1 protein-coding gene is annotated in these 358 nt (G+C 65.9%); it reads right to left on the bottom strand.

Annotated elements, in window-relative coordinates:
- Positions 1 to 358, bottom strand: a 358-nt coding sequence (locus tag SM757_RS35160; protein ID WP_322468888.1) for an NYN domain-containing protein, incomplete at both ends; no start/stop codon positions are given.

Consider the following 358-nt stretch of genomic DNA (forward strand, 5'->3'; position numbering starts at 1 on the left):
GGCCGGATCACCGCCTTCGCGCGACGCATCCATGACTTCGGCCATGCGCAGCGCGTAGGGCACCTCGCCGTAGAGCAGCTGGGATGTCTTCATCTCGCGCAGGTTGCCCGCGCTGTCGGAGAAGCTGAAATCCCAGCCCAGCAGCATCACGCGCGTGCCCAGGGTGTTGAGCTTGCGCGCCAGGGGCACGAAGTCGCCGTCGCCCGCGATCAGCGCCAGCACGTCGTAGCGCTTGTAGATCGCCATCTCGAACGCTTCCAGGGCCAACCAGACGTCGATGCCTTTTTCGCCCTCCGGCCCCTTGGGCAGGTAGTGCGTGATCACGCCCTCGTACATGAGCACGTCCTCGAAGGCGCGC

Origin of the sequence: Azohydromonas lata (genome assembly GCF_034427735.1) — a bacterium.
Taxonomy (GTDB): Bacteria; Pseudomonadota; Gammaproteobacteria; order Burkholderiales; family Burkholderiaceae_C; genus Azohydromonas; species Azohydromonas lata.